The 16623-nt window shown below is 54.6% G+C and carries 14 protein-coding genes and 1 pseudogene; 7 read left to right on the top strand and 8 right to left on the bottom strand.

What is annotated here, in order from left to right; all coding sequences use genetic code 11:
- The 3 genes from BMZ36_RS06535 to BMZ36_RS06545 all read left to right on the top strand — a co-directional run.
- Positions 1-786 (top strand): citrate/2-methylcitrate synthase (locus BMZ36_RS06535; RefSeq protein WP_281242204.1); only part of this gene is annotated, 786 nt, incomplete at its 5' end.
- Between the two features lie 175 nt (positions 787-961).
- Positions 962-2620: a methyl-accepting chemotaxis protein gene (locus BMZ36_RS06540; RefSeq protein WP_143085990.1), complete on the top strand. Its 1659-nt coding sequence runs from the start codon at positions 962-964 to the stop codon at positions 2618-2620.
- A 298-nt stretch (positions 2621-2918) separates the two neighbouring features.
- The gene (locus BMZ36_RS06545; protein ID WP_143085991.1) at positions 2919-4772 is read left to right on the top strand and encodes a methyl-accepting chemotaxis protein; all 1854 of its coding nucleotides are present in this window, start codon (positions 2919-2921) and stop codon (positions 4770-4772) included.
- 97 nt (positions 4773-4869) lie between these two features.
- Here BMZ36_RS06545 and BMZ36_RS06550 read toward each other — a convergent pair whose 3' ends face one another.
- Entirely contained in the window at positions 4870-5751 is an 882-nt protein-coding gene (locus BMZ36_RS06550; protein ID WP_091193101.1) for a LysR family transcriptional regulator, read from the bottom strand.
- A 141-nt stretch (positions 5752-5892) separates the two neighbouring features.
- On the opposite strand from BMZ36_RS06550, the gene BMZ36_RS06555 reads away from it, so the two are divergent.
- Positions 5893-6972 carry a tartrate dehydrogenase gene (locus BMZ36_RS06555; RefSeq protein ID WP_091193103.1) on the top strand — a complete coding sequence of 360 codons (1080 nt, stop codon included), beginning with the start codon at positions 5893-5895 and terminating at the stop codon, positions 6970-6972.
- A 149-nt stretch (positions 6973-7121) separates the two neighbouring features.
- Here BMZ36_RS06555 and BMZ36_RS06560 read toward each other — a convergent pair whose 3' ends face one another.
- Positions 7122-8252, bottom strand: coding sequence for a sulfite exporter TauE/SafE family protein (locus BMZ36_RS06560; protein ID WP_245747802.1), 1131 nt, complete (start codon positions 8250-8252; stop codon positions 7122-7124).
- Between BMZ36_RS06560 and BMZ36_RS06565 the strand changes: the two genes are divergently transcribed.
- Positions 8155-9069 (top strand): LysR family transcriptional regulator, encoded by a 915-nt coding sequence (locus BMZ36_RS06565; protein ID WP_091193108.1) that lies wholly within the window; start codon positions 8155-8157, stop codon positions 9067-9069. The genes BMZ36_RS06560 and BMZ36_RS06565 overlap by 98 nt on opposite strands.
- Positions 9070-9359: 290 nt before the next feature.
- Here the strand turns inward: BMZ36_RS06565 and BMZ36_RS06570 are convergent, their stop codons facing one another.
- From BMZ36_RS06570 to leuC, 3 genes are all read right to left on the bottom strand, one after another.
- On the bottom strand, positions 9360-10208 hold the full coding sequence (locus BMZ36_RS06570) for a fumarylacetoacetate hydrolase family protein (RefSeq protein WP_091193111.1): 849 nt from the start codon (positions 10206-10208) through the stop codon (positions 9360-9362).
- An 82-nt stretch (positions 10209-10290) separates the two neighbouring features.
- Positions 10291-10932 carry a 3-isopropylmalate dehydratase small subunit gene (leuD, locus tag BMZ36_RS06575; RefSeq protein ID WP_091193115.1) on the bottom strand — a complete coding sequence of 214 codons (642 nt, stop codon included), beginning with the start codon at positions 10930-10932 and terminating at the stop codon, positions 10291-10293.
- A 2-nt stretch (positions 10933-10934) separates the two neighbouring features.
- A complete protein-coding gene (leuC, locus tag BMZ36_RS06580) occupies positions 10935-12329 on the bottom strand; it encodes a 3-isopropylmalate dehydratase large subunit (protein WP_091193118.1) in 1395 nt (464 codons plus the stop codon).
- A 203-nt stretch (positions 12330-12532) separates the two neighbouring features.
- Between leuC and BMZ36_RS14715 the strand changes: the two are divergent.
- Together BMZ36_RS14715 and BMZ36_RS06585 are read left to right on the top strand one after the other, a co-directional pair.
- Positions 12533-12661: pseudogene (locus tag BMZ36_RS14715) on the top strand (helix-turn-helix domain-containing protein); the annotation flags it as partial.
- 100 nt (positions 12662-12761) lie between these two features.
- Entirely contained in the window at positions 12762-13454 is a 693-nt protein-coding gene (locus tag BMZ36_RS06585) for a LysR substrate-binding domain-containing protein (RefSeq protein ID WP_245747804.1), read from the top strand.
- Between the two features lie 36 nt (positions 13455-13490).
- Here BMZ36_RS06585 and cydX read toward each other — a convergent pair whose 3' ends face one another.
- From cydX to BMZ36_RS06600, 3 genes are read right to left on the bottom strand one after another with little or no spacing between them, the layout of a single operon-like run.
- Positions 13491-13598: a cytochrome bd-I oxidase subunit CydX gene (gene cydX / locus BMZ36_RS06590; protein ID WP_091193120.1), complete on the bottom strand. Its 108-nt coding sequence runs from the start codon at positions 13596-13598 to the stop codon at positions 13491-13493.
- 11 nt (positions 13599-13609) lie between these two features.
- Complete coding sequence (gene cydB / locus BMZ36_RS06595) at positions 13610-14746, bottom strand: cytochrome d ubiquinol oxidase subunit II (RefSeq protein WP_091193122.1); 1137 nt, start codon at positions 14744-14746, stop codon at positions 13610-13612.
- A gap of 2 nt (positions 14747-14748) precedes the next feature.
- Positions 14749-16305: a cytochrome ubiquinol oxidase subunit I gene (locus BMZ36_RS06600; protein WP_091193480.1), complete on the bottom strand. Its 1557-nt coding sequence runs from the start codon at positions 16303-16305 to the stop codon at positions 14749-14751.
- Between the last annotated feature and the right edge of the window lie 318 nt (positions 16306-16623).

Here is a 16623-nt window from a genome sequence, read left to right on the forward strand (position 1 = left end):
ATCGTGGCGATGGCCTACAAGTACACGGTGGGCCAGCCGTTCATGTATCCGCGCAATGAACTGAATTACGCGGAGAACTTCCTGCACATGATGTTCGCTACGCCTTGCGGGCCGTATACGCCCAATCCGGTGCTGGCGCGGGCGCTGGATCGCATCCTGATCCTGCATGCCGATCATGAACAAAACGCGTCGACTTCGACGGTGCGCCTGTCAGGATCTTCGGGGGCGAATCCGTATGCCTGCATCGCTTCGGGCATCGCCTGCTTGTGGGGCCCGGCGCATGGCGGGGCCAACGAGGGGTGTCTGAACATGCTGTTCGACATCCAACGCCAGGGCGGGGTCGAGAAGATCGGGGAATTCATCAAACAGGTGAAGGACAAGAATTCCAATACCAAGCTGATGGGCTTCGGGCACCGGGTCTACAAGAACTTCGATCCGCGCGCCACCTTGATGCGCGAAACCTGCCATGAGGTGCTGAACGAGCTGGGTTTGCAGAACGACCCCTTGTTCAAGCTGGCGCTGGAGCTGGAACGCATTGCGCTGGAAGACGACTACTTCGTGAGCCGCAAGCTGTATCCGAACGTGGATTTCTATTCCGGCATCGTGCAGAAGGCGATCGGCATTCCGGTGCAGCTCTTCACCGGCATCTTCGCCATGGCGCGCACCATCGGCTGGATCGCGCAGTGGAACGAGATGATCCACGATCCTGAACAGAAGATCGGCCGGCCACGGCAGTTGTATGTGGGGGCGCAGCGGCGCGGAGTGGTGGACAAAAGCATGCGTTAACAGGGTAGTGAAAACTCCGGGGCGTTATCCACTGGCATGATCATCGGAGCCGCTGAAATGCTCAAAACGTGGACAATTGTTATCAAAAATCGCCATTTTTTTGCTCAAAATTCAGGCTAACGTTGTAGGGTAATATTTTCACGCGCCGGCTAATATCAATCAGAGGCAACAGTGGGTGCTGGTGCTTTCTTTGTCATCTGCAAATGTCCACCCGATAAAGGTGAAGTCCATGCGTATTACCCAAAAATTGTTTTTACTAGCAGCAAGTGCAATTGTGGCGCTGATCGTTGTCGTCCTGACTGGCTGGCATTCCGTTAGCAGCCAAGCCGAGACTTTGCAAATCCTGAACACCCAAACAATGCCTGGCTTGCACCTGATGCATTCTTTGCGTTCAGACCAACAGCAAATCGCGCTGGCCCTTTTCCGGCAACTCAATACGCCCGATCCCGAGGCGCGTGAAGCCATTTCCAAAAACATTGATGCATTGCTTGTTTCGCTACGAAAAAACTTCAAGGACTATGAAGCATCGATTCGAACCCCGAAAGGGCGAGAACTCTACGATGCGGAACGCAAAGTCCTGGACGGCTATGTGGACATGGTTGAAAGTTACCTGAGAGCGATCCGGAGCACGGGCGAAGCCAAAAACATGTCCGGCCCGATGGGCGCCAAACGTGCTGAGTTGGCCAAGTTGCTTGATCAGCATCTGGCGCTGATCATTTCGGGCTCGGCCGAGGAAGCCGCCGCAGCCAAAGCCAACGCGACACGCAACAACCTGGTTTCCATCACCATTGCCTTGGCGGCGATTCTGGGTGTTGGTGTTTTGAGCTTTTCCATCACTCGCGGCGTTCAGCGCTCCCTGCAAGACATTCGCGATGCAGTCACCGGCATCGAAAACAATCTCGACTTTACCATTCGCGCCAAAATCAACGGCCGCGACGAAATCGCAGAAACGTCGCACACCTTGAATCGTTTGCTGGCCAAGCTGGGGCAAAGTTTTTCGTCCATCATCGGCCACAACAAGGATATCGCCGGCTCAAGTGTAGATATGACCCACTCCGCTGAACAGGTCGCCTGCGCGGCCACCCAGCAAAGCGATGCTGCGGCAAGCATGGCCGCCGGCATCGAAGAACTGACGGTCAGCATCAATCACGTCAACGCTCGGGCGGCCGAAGCACGCGAACTCTCAAGAGCATCGGGCAGGCTTGCCAGTGAAGGGGCGGTAGTGATCCGGGAAACCATCAACGACATCAACGCCATATCACGCTCTGTCAACCAGATTGCCGGTCGAATCAATGAGCTGGAAAAGCACAGCGACAAAATCGCGTCTATTGTTTCCGTAATCAAGGAAGTGGCAGAGCAGACCAACCTCCTGGCGCTGAATGCCGCCATCGAAGCGGCCAGAGCCGGCGAACAGGGAAGAGGATTTGCAGTGGTTGCCGATGAGGTGCGCAAGTTGGCGGAAAGAACCTCTCATTCCACGATCGAGATCGCCGATATGATTGCCGCTATCCGCAACGTCTCCAGCGAAGCGGCCGGTGAAATGAAAAATGCGGTGGCCCAAGTGGAAGATGGCGTACAGCGCGCCAATAAGGCCGACAGCGCCATTCGGCGCATTGGCGAGAGCAGCTTGCAAAGCACATCCATGGTCGAAGAAATCGCCAACTCAATTACCGAACAAAGCGAAGCCAGCAACAATATCGCAGTTAATGTCGAGAAAATTGCACAGATGGCTGAAGAAAGCAGCTCCGCAGCCGCCAACAGCGCAGCGGTGGCACACCGCTTGAACTCTCTGGCTGAGGAAACGCAGGGTATTCTTGCGCAATACCGCGTCTGATCTGCGCCCGCCAAAGCTCCAGTATCAGCCGCCAGGTCTTTCGGATTGGGGGTTGGTGGGCGTTACAGGACGACGGTTCCGCAGGCCATTGAAATGGCCAACCATGCTTTTGGTCGCGGATGTCTGAGTTTGATCAGTCGCTGTTCAATACCCGGTGCCACACTGATGGAATACGGCGAAAGTGAAACGGCCCTCGGCAGGCTTGATTCTGCATTCAGATCGGACGACCGGTATTGTTCACATGGTGGCGCAAATGGCTCGAACAATGCGACCCGGGTTTTGATGAAAGGGATTGATCGTGTTCAAACTCGACAGCATCAAGAAAAAGTTTTTTTTAAGTTCAACCATGCAGGTGGTGATACCGCTGTTCTGTGTGGTCGTGTTGCTAAGTTACTCGCTGGCAAAAAAATCAGAGCGCGATTTTATGGCGCGAGCCACTGGGGAGATTACTCAGGTTATCGAGGTAATCAATACCATGTTTGATTCCGTTTTTTCTGGAATTGATTATATTGGCAATTCTAAAACTTCGTTGCAGGCCTCCAACAAGAACGCCATAAATAATTACATCAACAGCAGTGTTGATGTTCCAAATTCTGCCATTGTACGTAGCCCAGTAGAGCGTGATTTGGATGCTTTATCCAGCAGCTTAACGAAATCATATGGGTATGATGGGACGATATTTGGGAACAAATTTGGAGATTATTACGCAGGCAGTCCAAAAATAATTATTCCGCCGAAAACGGATGCCAGAAAACGCGGGTGGTATATTGACGCCGTTAACAACAATGGCAAGCCTGCCATAGGAAAAGCCTATTTGGCGCCTACTGGCGATTATGTCGTCACGGGCAGCCGTGCATTTAAATCTGGTCAAGATGATGTGGATTACGTTGTAGCTGTTGCAATCGGTCTGCAGCAACTTTCTTCCAAAATTAAAAAGATAAAGATTGGAGAATCAGGTTATTTGATTCTTGCCGAGCGTGATGGGACTATATTGGCGCATCCGCAAAATGAACTTATTTCAAAAAACATAAACGCACAAAATGAAGCTCTGGGTAAGGCTGTTAAAAATGGCGATACCACTGTCGATTACAAGTGGGGGAACATAGATAAAATTGCACGCGTGATGACAGTTCCTGTTTCAGGGTGGCGCATAGTCGCGGTGATTGATCGTGACGAAATTCTATCCAGTGCGCGTAGCTTGACTTTGATGATAGTGTTGGTTGGCTTGGTTTTTACAGTTATAGCGGTAGCAATCGGTTATCTCATGGCAAATAGAATTGCCAACCCCATCCGTGATGTGGCGCGCGTGTTGAATGAAACTGCCAAAGGTGATTTTACTCACCGCATCGAACGAAAATATGAAAAAAGCGCTGATGAAGTGGGCATGCTGGCCAAAAGCTTCAACGGCTTTATCGAAAAAATGGCCGAAACCATCAGTAAGATTGTCACAGCCGCCAATCAGGTGGCTGGTGGTGCGGCCCAGATTGCGGAATCTTCGCAAACGATTTCCCAAGGTTCGCAGGAGCAGGCTGCCAGCGTAGAAGAAGTTTGCTCTACCATCGAAGAAATTGCTTCCACGATCACCCTTAACTCTGACAATTCCGCTCAGACCGAACGCATAAGCTGCAAGGCAGCAAAGGATGCAGAAGAAGGCGGCAAGGCGGTCGCTGAGACTGTGACTGCGATGAAGGATATTGCCGGCAAGATCGGCATTATCGAAGAAATCGCACGCCAAACCAATCTGCTGGCACTCAATGCCGCCATTGAAGCCGCTCGGGCAGGTGAAGCCGGCAAAGGTTTTGCGGTGGTGGCCAGCGAAGTACGCAAACTGGCCGAGCGTAGCCAACATGCAGCAGGGGAGATTTCCGGGCTTTCCTCCCAATCGGTTGCCGTGGCGGAACGAGCAGGTGAACTGCTAGGCAAGATCGTTCCGGATATCAAGAAGACTTCGGATTTGGTACAGGAAATCTCGGCATCCAGTCGCGAACAGGCCAGTGGCACCGAGCAGGTATCGACGGCAATCAATCAGTTGACCAGTGTGATCCAGCAAAACGTGGCGGCCAGCGAAGAATTGGCATCAATGTCGGATGAATTGGCAGGACAAGCTGGTTATTTGAAAGAATCGATGGCATCTTTCAAATTAAAATCGTAATCAGGCGTGGAAAATATTTTCGATATGACATCAACGATAGGCTTTGTTACACAAATCCAGCATAGTAACTGCGGGCGCCTTTAAAAAAGTATCGCTTTTATATTTGATTCGTGTTTTTTGCAAACCAATCCATCAAAAACTGGACACACACTCTCAGCCGGGCCGAGTTGGAGAGGCGATGGGGATAAATAGCGGCAACATCGGCATCTTGCCGGTACTCGGGAAGAACCCGCACCAGCAGACCGGACTGCAAGTCGCCGCCGACATCCCAGACCGAGCGCAGGAAGATACCGTGCCCCTTTAGCCCCCATTGGTGCACGATTTCGCCATTGTTGGATGACATGGCAGCCGATACCTTGACGGTTTCCACCCCGTTTGGCCCGATCATGCGCCATTGGCCAAACGGTTGGTCGCGCTCGCGGATGGGAATGCAGCGGTGTTGCGCCAAATCTTCAAGGCATTCCGGTACGCCACGGGTAGCCAGATAGTCTGGCGAGGCGCACAGAACCCGGTAATTGCGGGCCAGTACACGGGCAATCAAACTGGGCTGATGTTGCCCCCCTACCCGGATATCCAGGTCAAACCCCTCCCCGATCAAGTCAACCGGGCGATCCAGCAGCTCAAGGTCAACGCTCAGGGTTGGATACAACAACATCAATTCAGAGAGCGCAGGCGCTAACCGGTTGCGGCCAAAACCGGTACTGGAGGCGATGCGCAACAAGCCGCGCGGCACCGTCTGGGCGCAGGCGGCGACATCGGACATTTCTTCCACGTCTTCCAGAATTTTTTGCACGCGCAGCAGAATGGCCTCGCCTTCCTGTGTCAGATTGACGGTACGCGTCGTGCGCTGGAACAAGCGCACCTGCAGTGCCTGTTCCAGTGCGGCAATACGTTTGCTGACAAACGCCTGCGAAACGCCTTCGCTTTTGGCCACCGCGGAAAAACTGTTGCTGCGGGCAACCAGACAAAACAGGCGCATATCCTTCAAACCCAGCTCATTTATCACGATATGAAATTTCTGTGTTTACATTTTCAGCAATTATAACCAAATCGTTATCAATTATGATCATGAGACGAAGGAATGAGGCATTTGCCTCCAACCAGACAGAGGGGAAAAGAGATGACCAAGCACAAGATCGCAGTCATGGCCGGGGACGGCATCGGCAAGGAAGTCATGCCGGAAGGTATGCGGGCTTTAGAGGCGGCGGCAAGCAAATACGGGATCGAAATCGAGGCCACACATTTTGACTGGTGCTGCGCTGAATACTATGTCAAACACGGCCGCATGATGCCGGAAGACTGGGCCGAGCAACTCATGGCTTACGAGGCCATTTTCTTTGGCGCGGTAGGCTGGCCGGACGTGGTGCCGGACCACATTTCGCTGTGGGAATCCCTGCTGGCATTCCGCCGCGGTTTTGACCAGTACATCAACCTGCGCCCCGTCCGCCTCATGCCGGGAGTGCCCACTCCCCTTGCCAATCGCAAGGTTGGCGATATCGACATGATGATCGTGCGCGAGAATACCGAAGGCGAATACACCACCATGGGCGGGCGGATTTTCGATGGCACCGATCGGGAAGTGGTCATCCAGGAAGCCGTGTTCACCCGCACCGGCGTAGATCGCGTACTCAAGTATGCTTTTGACCTGGCGATGACCCGTCCGCGAAAGCTCCTGACTTCCGCGACCAAATCCAACGGCCTGGCCGTGAGCATGCCCTACTGGGACGAGCGCACGACGGAGGTTGCCAAGAATTATCCGGAGGTGCGCTGGAACAAGGAACACATCGATATTCTGACCGCGCGTTTCGTGCTGAATCCGGATCGTTTCGATGTGGTGGTGGCATCCAACCTGTTTGGAGACATCCTCTCCGATCTGGGGCCGGCCTGCGCGGGAACCATCGGCATTGCCCCCTCGGCCAACATGAACCCGGAACGGCATTTCCCGTCGCTGTTCGAGCCGGTACACGGCTCTGCCCCCGATATCGCAGGGAAAGGCATTGCCAATCCCATCGCCATGATTTGGTCCGGCGCGATGATGCTGGATTTCCTTGGTCGTGGCGATGCCCGCTATCGCGCGGCACATGATGCCATTGTTGCTGCTATCGAGTCTGTATTGGTTTCCGGCCCCAAGACGCCCGATCTGAAGGGCACGGCAAATACTGAAGAGGTAGGGAAGGCAATCGCTTCCGCAATTGGCTGATCAAAGAATCGGGAAGACGGGAAAGCCCGCATGGTCTTTCCCGTCCGACTGGGCTTTGTTGCAAAAATAAACCACAATCTATTGATTGCCAAAGCTTCAACAATCCTTATCAAAAAAATTTTTATTTTATAAATCAGTGCACTATAGCCTCACACAACAAAGCCCACCAGCATCAAAGCAGCGACCCCAACCATGACACTGCTGAAGGCCATCCTTAAATAGGATGTTTTGAGTTTGTGCGCTAAAGCAACTCCCCAAGAAACACTAATAACCCCTCCAAGCGCAAGCGGAATACCAGTACCCCAATTGACATAACCAGCTTGCGTATAGGCAAACAAAGCGGTTATTGATCCAGGAATAACAAGAGCGAGAGCGGTTCCTTGCGCCTGCGTTTGTTTAAAGCCAAACAGAGAAATCAAGAGCGGGACAACGACCAGTCCACCGCCCACGGCAAAAATACCCGACATTATTCCGCTCAACATCCCCAACAATGCATAGTATTTAGCAGACAAGGTTTTGGCAGGGGGTTCCGAGCCTGATTTTGATCTAGACTGCACTGCGTAATACACCGCCAATCCAAGTAAAAATATTGCAAATGCCTTTTGCAGGTTATCATGGCTAATCCATGTGGCAATGCGTGCCGCAAAATAAGATGTAATTGTTGCGGATATACACATCGCAAATATTGGCTTGAATCTTATTTCATTTCTTTGGCGATACCTAATAAAGCCAATCAACACACTAGGAACGATCATGATTAATGTCGTTCCCTGTGCAAGATGTTGGTTCATTCCATACATAAAACCAAGCATGGGGATTGCAATAATTCCGCCAGCAATCCCCAACATGCCTCCCGTCACACCTAGAAGCAACCCACACGCAAAATCAACAAGCATCTGCCCCAGCATAAACATGTCCTTCAAAAATGAACCGCCCCACCTGCCGACACAACTTAACCAGTCGGGATAAAGCAAACATCCAGATGTTGCGGCACATGCCGCACGCTTCGATCCAGGCCATTTTATCCACAGAAAATGGCTTGACAATCGCATTCCTCTCAACCACCCTTTCCTTAACGGAAAACCAGCGCGTTTAAAATAGTGCGAGCTCGTTGCATTTTTACGTCGCACCGAATATATCCGCTCTTGAATTTTACCAAATTTTATTGGCGCACATTTTGACATGATCAACCCATTGCATTTCAACCTCCATTCCATTAGAGCATTTTTATTGGTCGCCGAATCAGGCAGTCTGACCAAGGCAGCAGAAAAATACAACATGACACTCTCCGCGCTAAGCAAAAGAATTGCCGACATGGAACAAACCATCGGCTGCGCCTTATTTCTACGTTTGCCTCGCGGATTAGAATTAACCCCGGCAGGAAAAGAACTTTTAAAGCATGCGCGCTCCATCATGGATGCCATAAACAGCATGGCAGATGAAATGAGTGATTTTGCTTCTGGGGTACGGGGGCGTATCAGAATTTGGGCAAATACTTCGGCGGTCATTCAGTACCTACCTCATGACCTTGCAAATTTCTCCAACAAAAACCCGAATATCGGAATTAGTCTTGAGGAAAAGATGGATGAAGAAATTGTCGCTGCAATCAATGAAGGCAAAGCGGATATTGGAATCTTGACCGACAACACCTCGACACCAGGGATCGATAAATTTTTTTATCGGCACGATCAGTTAGTCGTTCTTGTCCCCAAAGATCACCCGCTGGCCTTCCGTTCGAGCATTGAATTTCTGGAAACACTGGATTACGATTTTGTTGGTCTAAATCAAGGCAGCTCTTTGCTCAGGCGATTAATGGATGTCTCCACCGCACTGGGACGCTCTATAAGAATAAGAATTCAGGTAAGAAGCTTTGACGCGGCTTGCCGAATGATTAGGGCTGGATTTGGAATAGGCATTCTACCGGAAGGGGCCATTCAATCAGAAATTATGGACAAAAAATTGAATGCGGTCCCTTTGGTCGATACATGGGGACGTAGAACCTTATGGTTGGGCGTCAAGGAAGGCACTATGCTTCAGCCGGAAACAAAAAAACTGCTATTACATCTAAGCCGGGAGTCCCCATTGGATTCTTTTTAAGGGGCATGATCCGAGGCGAAATGCGTCAGCGGGGAGAAAGTCCCCGAGCATCAAGCTGGAACCTTCTATACCACTGGCTCAGATTCTGCCCACACAAAAATCGAGCACTTCTGTGCCGTCTTGCAAAAAAACCGTTCAGCGACTGTGACGTTGCCAGGCAGCATCTGCAACACTACGCGAAAATCCAGATGAAAAAGAAAGGCGCTAAGAGAATGGCAACTACACCCAACTGGCTAGCGCTGCCGCAAAAATGAAACGGGCACCTTGTCGGCACCCAATTTCATAACATTTCAGCGATTTTCTGACACCACAAGGTTACTCAACCGCCCCACCCCTTCGATTTCGACCTCGATCCGGTCCCCATCCTTGAGGAACAGGGGCGGATTGCGCTTCATGCCCACGCCGCCCGGCGAGCCCGTGATGATGACATCCCCCGGGGAGAGCGGGCTGAAGGCACTGATGTAGGCGATCAATTCCGGGACGGAACGGACCATGTTCGCCGTATTGTCGTCCTGCACCGCCTGTCCGTTCAGATAGGTATGAATCGCCAGGGCATTGGGATCGGGCACTTCATCTGTCGTTACCAGCCAAGGGCCAAAAGCGCCGGTGTGCGACCAGTTTTTGCCCGCGGTGAACCACGCAAACTGCATGTTGCGCGCGGTGCCATCCATGAAACAGCTATAGCCGGCCACATAGGAAAGCGCATCTTCCTTGCGAACCGCCTTCGCCGGCTTGCCGATCACCACGGCCAGCTCGCCTTCGTAATCGAACTCGTTGCATTGCGCCGGCTTCACCACCGGGCTTCGATGTCCGGTCAGGGAATCGGCAAAACGAATGAACAGGGTCGGCGCATCGACCGTTTCATCGAATTCCTTGCGCTTCTCGGCATAGTTCATGCCCACACAGAAAATCTTGTGCGGGTGTTCGATCACCGGCAGGAAGGTCAGGTCGTCGACCATGTAGTCGGCGGGATGGTTGGCCACGGGGGCCAAGGCCGGCAGGGCATGCGCCTCCAGCGCGGATTTCAAATCGGGGAAACGCCATCCGACACGCAAACCGAGATCGATCACCGCGTCGCCACAGACCACGCCAAAGCTCTTGTGTTGGCTCTCTGGAAGGAAATAACTTGCCAGCTTCATCTTGTTGCTCCATTACGCGCCTGAACCAGACAGGGCGCGTCCACGGCATTGGCTGCCAGATGAGCGCCCTTCCTCTTGGGTATCAAGGATACTTGATATTCATTCTCGGCAAATCGATTTTTGCCCACGGATTTTGCGCCCAGTGGCGCTGCTCGAACGCTTCGATTTCCGGCAGTTGGCGCAGGGAAGCCTGCACCATGTCGAGACCTTCCAGAATCATGCCCTTCTGGCGCGCGGTCAGATCGAAAGCGAATTCGCGACCGGATGCCGTGATCACGACTTGGCGCTCGACGTCGATGGTGAGTTGATTATTGGCGGGGTCGGAGATTTCCGCAGTCAACTCTTCGATCTCTTCCGGTTTCAGGATCACGAGCAGCAGGCGGTTATTGCCGGCGTTGAAATAGAAGATTTCGCCATAGCTCGAAGAAATGATGGCATCAAACCCGAGTTGCTGAAGCCCCCACACGGCATGCTCGCGGCTGGAACCGCAGCCGAAGTTGGAGCCGGTCACCAGAATATTGGCCTGGGCATACGCCGGCTGGTTCAGCACGAAATCGGCAATCGGTTTGTCATCGGCGTCAAAACGCATGTCATGCAGGGTGCCGTCGGCCAGCCCCGATTTGTCGATACCGAACAGGAAGCGCTTGGGCATGATCTGGTCGGTATCCAGATTATTGAGCGGCAGCGGCGCGGCAACGCCCTGGATCTTGGAAAAGTCGGTCATGTTCAAAACTCCTTGCGCACATCAACAATACGGCCGGCAATCGCTGCGGCAGCGACCATGATCGGGCTCATCAGGTGGGTCAGCCCCCCGCGGCCCTGGCGGCCTTCAAAGTTGCGGTTGGTCGATGAGGCACAACGCTCGCCCGGTTCCAGATAATCGTCGTTCATGGCCAGACACATCGAGCATCCCGGCTGGCGCCACTCGAAACCGGCATCGATAAACTGCTGCGCCAGGCCTTCACGCTCGGCCTGTGCGCGGACCAGACCGGAACCCGGAATGATCATGGCGCGCACACCCGCGGCCACCTTGCGGCCCTTGATCACGCTGGCAGCCAGACGCAAATCTTCGATACGGGCATTGGTGCAGGAGCCGATGAAAGCGCGGTTGATTGGGGTTCCTTCCACCGGCATACCAGCCTTAAGGCCGATGTAGTCCAGTGCCTTGCAATCGTCGTCGTTGAGCTTGTCATCGGTCGGGATGGTTTCGCTGATCGCGATGGCCTGATCCGGGCTGGTGCCCCAGGTCACATATGGCTCGATGTCTTCGGCATCGAAGGTGTATTCCAGATCGAACTGTGCATCGTCGTCGGAACGCAGGGTTTTCCAGACTTCGACGGCCTTGTCCAGATCGGCAGGCGACATGTCGCGTACATGCTCGCGGACATACTTGAACGTTTCTTCATCCGGCGCCAGCAGCGCAGCGCGCGCGCCCGACTCGACCGCCATATTGCTGATGGTCAAACGCGCTTCCGTCGAAAGCGTGGCAAACGTAGTGCCGGCAAACTCAATCGCGTAGCCACGCGCGCCTTGGGCGCCGATCCTGGCCACGATGTGCATGATGACGTCCTTGGACGAAACACCCGGCTTCAGGTCGCCATTGACGGTGATGCGCATGTCCTTGCAAACGCGGTAGATCAGGGTTTGGGTCGCCAGCACATGCTCGACTTCGGAGGTTCCGATCCCGAAGCCCAGCGCCCCCAGTGCACCATACGAGACGGTATGGCTATCGCCGCACAGGATCACCATGCCGGGACGAACACAGCCTATCTCCGGAACTACCACGTGTTCAATGCCCTGAATCGGGTCGTTGATGTCGAACAGTCGAATGCCGTGCTTGCTGCAGTTGCGAACGAAGTTGGCGGCCTGCTTGGCCGGCGCTTCGATGCGGATCGTGCGCTTGCCGATCGGATCGGGGTGGGTGGGGTTCACATGGTCGACTACGCCCATGTTCTGCTCCGGGCGGTGCGTCAGGATGCCTTTCTCGTCCAGCCCGCCAAAAGCCTGCGGGCTGGTGTATTCGTTCATGATGTGAAAATCGGCGTACAGCATCACGTGCTGGGCGTCGATACGCGCCACTGTGTGGGAATCCACCAGTTTCTGGTACAGGGTTCTGGACACTGTCTTCTCCTTGGATAACAAAGCATCTCTCCCGAAGTTGTTTTCGAGAGCTTCAGGTGAACAAGGTAATTCCTCGCATGGATCGACGATCTCACCAAAACGAAATCAACAGCACTTGTTCTGCCCTTCGTTGAGCATGTTAATCCGCGGACAAAAATATAAAATAACGATAAAACTAATCCATATTTAAATATAATTTAACAATGGACACGATCTCCGATCTGAAATTCTTTGTTGAGCTGGTCAAGCATGGCAGCCTGACCTCGCTAGCCCGCGAGCTGGGCATTACCCCGCCCGCGGTCAGCACCCGGCTGGCTCAAATGGAACGCCGTCTGGGAGTGCGCCTGTTGAATCGAACCACGCGCCGCATCAGCCTGACTCACGAAGGCGAACTCTACCTGCGAACCGGCAGTCGCCTGCTGGCGGAGCTGGATGAACTTGATCGGGAGGTGTCCAGCAGCCGAGCCACTCCCAAGGGGTTGCTGCGCGTCAACGCCAGTTTCGGTTTTGGACGACGCCACATTCACCCCGATTCTTTCAAAATTTCGTCAAAAGCATCCCGAGGTCGAGATTCAACTGGAACTCACGGACAAACCCTTGAATCTAGCCGACTCAGCATTCGATGTCGGCATCCGCTTTGGAACGCCTCCCGATTCGCGCCTGATTGCGCGCAAAATCGCCTCCAACCGGCGCCTGCTCTGCGCTTCGCCGCTCTACCTCAAAACCGTCGAAGCACCGCAGGCCCCGCGCGATCTGCTCAAGCATCGCTGCATCATCCTGCGCGAGAACGATACGGCCTATGGCAACTGGCATCTGAGCAAGGGTTCAAAACAGGAAACGGTGAAAGTGCATGGCGCAATGAGCAGCAATGACGGCGAGGCCACGCTGCAATGGGGGTTGGACGGGCAGGGAATCCTGATGCGTTCCGAATGGGATGCCGGGCCTTATCTTGATTCAGGCCGGCTGGTGCAGATTCTTCCCGAATGGCATCTCCCACCGGGAGACATTTACGCGGTCTATCCGGAGCGCATGAACATCTCGGCCAAAGTGACCTCGTTCGTGGAATTTCTGGACAATCATTTCAAGGGGCTGCCGCCTTGGAGGTCCAAGCCGGGTGGTGCTTGAAAACATAAAAGGCCGGGAACCCCGGCCTTTTATGCATCATTCCGCTTCTTTCTTGCGGTCTTCCTGCGCCTCGTACCACATCGCATTCATGGCGGCGAGCAACAGGGCGGCGGTCAGGCCCAATACCCAGGCAAAGTACCACATGATCGTCCCCTTCAGTACACAGACTTGCTGTTTTGTTCGATGAAATCGCCCGTCACCTTGCCGCGCATCACGCGGTAGGCCCAGCTCGTATAGAACACCACGAGCGGCAGGAAGAGCACCACGACCGCCAGCATGATCGCCAGCGTCATCTTGCTGGACGTGGCATCCCACACGGTCAGGCTGCTTTGCAGATGGCTCGACGAGGGCAGGATGAACGGGAACAGCGATACGCCCGCCGTGCCGATCACGCCGGCACAGGCGACACTGCTGGCAATGAACGCCACACCGCCCTTCTTCTTGAGCGCGGCCAGCCAACCGATGCCGATCGCGGCAAAGGCGACCACGGGCAACAGCACGGTAGCCGGATAACGGCTGTAGTTGGCGAGCCAGGCACCGGCTTCGCGCGCCACGGTCTTGGCCAGCGGATCAGCAGGCCCGTTGGGCAGCGCACCGCCGGTAATCGCATAACCCGGAATGCCGAACGCCAGCCAGAGCCCGGCCAACGCAAAACCTGCGCCCAGCACCAGGTTGAACAGCAAAGCAGCACTGCGCGCCCGCACGGCCACTTCGCCGTCCGTGCGCAGCATCAGGTAATGCGCGCCCTGCGTAACAATCAATGCGAGGCTCACGATGCCGCACAGCAACGGGAACGGGGTCAGCAGGCCGAAGAAGCTGCCGCTGTAGGCCACGCGCAGCGTGTCGTCGAACTGGAACGGCACGCCGAGGAACAGGTTGCCGAAGGCCACACCGAAAATGATCGGAGGAACAGCTCCGCCCACGAACAGGCCCCAGTCCCAGAAATTGCGCCAGCGCGGGTCTTCGACCTTGCTGCGGTAATCGAAGCCGACCGGACGAAAGAACAGCGCCCACAGCACGGCCATCATGGCGATGTAGAACCCGGAAAACGCCGTGGCATAAACGAACGGCCATGCGGCGAAGATCGCCCCGCCCGCGGTGATAAACCACACCTGGTTGCCGTCCCAGTGCGGGGCGATGGTGTTGATCATGACCCGGCGTTCGGTATCGTTCTTGCCCACGAAAGGCAGGAGCGCGCCGACCCCCATGTCATGGCCGTCCATGATGGCGAAACCGATCAGGAGCGCGCCGACCAGCAGCCACCAGATGAATTTCAGCGTTGCGTAATCCATGCTCAGGCTCCTTTCTGTTCAAGATGGTACTTGCCGGTGCCGAGCGAGCTCGGCCCGAGGCGCGTGTACTTGATCATCAGGTACATCTCGGCGACCAAGAGCCCGGTATAGAGCAGGACGAACCCCGCCAGCGAGAACACGATGCTGCCCACGGTCAGGGACGACGTGGAAAGGTACGTGGGCAGAACCCCGTAAATGGTCCACGGCTGACGGCCGTATTCCGCTACGAACCACCCCAGCTCACACGCGAGCCAAGGCGCGGGCAGGAACAGAATGGCGGCCTTGAGCAGCCACGGGTTCTGTTCGACGCGGTTGCGCGCCGTGGCATACAGCGCCACTACGAACAGCAGCAACATGCCCATACCCAGTCCCACCATCATGCGGAAAGCCCAGAACATCGAAGGCACGTGGGGGATGGTATCTTCCGCTGCCTTGTCCATGATCTCCGGCGTGGCCTGGCGTACATCGGCCACATATTTCTTGAGCAGCAGGCCAAAGCCGAGGTCCGCCTTGAAGCGGTCGAACACGGATTTGACAACATCATCCTTCGGATTGGCGCGCAAGGCCTCCAGCGCAATCACCGCCTTCTGCCCACGTTCGATGCGTGCCCGATTGATCGAGATAATCTCTTCGATGCCCGGAATCTCCTTGGTCACGGAACGGGTGCCGATCAGGCCCATGACGTACGGAATTTTCAGCTCGTAATGATTGGTGCGCGCGGTCTGGTCCGGAATGGCAAAGAGCGTGAGCCCCGCCGGTGCCGGTTCGGTTTCCCACATCGCTTCCATTGCAGCGAGCTTGGAATGCTGCGATTCGGTCACGGTATAGCCGGATTCATCGCCCAGCACGATCACGGACAGCGCCGAAGCAAAGCCAAACGCGGCAGCGATGCGGAAGGAACGCAGCGCGAATGCCTTGTCGCGCCCCTTGAGCAGGTACCAGGCCGAAATCGCCAGTACGAATACCGCACCGGTCACGTAGCCGGCCGACAGGGTGTGCACGAATTTGGCCTGTGCGGTCGGGTTGAACAGGATCGCCCAGAAATTGGTCATTTCCATGCGCATGGTCTGGTAGTTGAAGGCCGCCCCGACCGGGTCCTGCATCCAGCCGTTGGCGATCAGGATCAAGAGTGCAGACAAGTTCGAACCCAGCGCCATGAGGAAGGTTGCCAGCAGGTGTCCCCATTTCGACAGACGCTGCCAGCCGAAGAAGAACAGGCCAACGAAGGTCGATTCCAGGAAGAACGCCAAAAGGCCCTCGATCGCCAGCGGCGCGCCGAAGATGTCACCCACGTAATGCGAGTAGTACGACCAGTTGGTACCGAACTGGAATTCCATGGTCAGGCCGGTGGTCACCCCCAGCGCGAAATTGATGCCGAACAGCTTGCCCCAGAACTTCACCATGTCGCGGTAAATTTCCTTGCCCGTCATCACATAGACCATCTCCATGATGAACAGGATCCAGCACAGGCCGAGCGTAAGCGGCACAAACAGAAAATGGTACATGGCCGTGACGGCAAACTGCCATCGCGACAAGTCCACCAGCGTTTCACTGATCATGGGACCTCCGATTTTCAGGTAAATACAAAATTCATTGCTGGCGGTCGGATCGAACATAGCCAACGCATGTTCTCAACCACCCTCACAAGTCATTGAAGGAGACACAGGGTCAAACCGCAACCAGCCAAGCCTCCACGGCAAGCATTTCTCTCCAAATAATCATGAGAACGCTTATCGTTGCAATCATTGCGCCATTTTAGGAAATAAAGACCATCATGTGCAGGTGTTTTTGGGGAGAAGCACCGGTAATTGTTGCGCTCAATCAAGAATGATACGCGATAAAGAAACCCGAACACCTCGGTTAATGGGCTTGGTGAG

Origin of the sequence: Formivibrio citricus, from assembly GCF_900115065.1 — a bacterium.
Lineage (GTDB): Bacteria > Pseudomonadota > Gammaproteobacteria > Burkholderiales > Chitinibacteraceae > Formivibrio > Formivibrio citricus.